This window comes from Massilia sp. TSP1-1-2, assembly GCF_049896185.1.
Classification (GTDB): Bacteria; Pseudomonadota; Gammaproteobacteria; order Burkholderiales; family Burkholderiaceae_D; genus Telluria_A.
This window is the reverse complement of record NZ_JAFCTU010000194.1, coordinates 1-607: the sequence shown is the minus strand read 5'-3', so window position 1 is coordinate 607 and position 607 is coordinate 1. Positions and strand designations below refer to the sequence as shown.

Sequence of the window (607 nt, the reverse complement as noted above, 5' to 3'; positions counted from 1 at the left end):
TGGCTGAGTCCTGCGTTCTCTTGTGAAGGAAATGCCGTTCCGTTGAAAGCGGGGCGGCTTTTTTGGTATTTGAGCATAGCGCGCCTGTTAGTCCGGCCTTAACCCAAAGGGTCCTTGCCGGGCCCGAGCAGGGCACCTACAATAATCCGTTCGATAACGAAGGCTCAAGGTGCGCAAATTTCTTCTGTGCTTGCTTCTATTGTCAGCGTCGTTAAACGCCTTCGCCAGCTGTTACGTGCAGCTAAAGCAGACGCTGCCCGACGGTGGTGTCATTGTGTTCGGCGAATACCACGGAACGGTCGAGGCGCCTCGATTTTTCCTCGACTGCATCCGGGAATTTGTTGCAAAGAAGGAAAAAATCAGCGTATTCGTGGAGCTGCCGGTAACTGAAAATTCGTTGCTCTCCAATTATGGAGCGGGCAAGATCGACGAACGCGCACTGGTTCAAAGTTCCCAATGGAAGATCGAGGACGGTCGTACCAGCGTGGCAATGCTAGCGCTGCTGCGCGGGCTGCGGACCGATCTGGCCGGCGGGCGCGTGACGAGCGTGGCGGGCATTGATCAGGCCAAAGGCGGCGACTACACGGTGCGTGATCGCGATATGGCG

1 protein-coding gene is annotated in these 607 nt (G+C 56.3%); it reads left to right on the top strand.

Annotated elements, in window-relative coordinates:
* Window positions 1–169 precede the first annotated feature (169 nt).
* Window positions 170–607 (top strand): hypothetical protein (locus tag ACP7BV_RS27660; protein WP_426108121.1); only part of this gene is annotated, 438 nt, incomplete at its 3' end.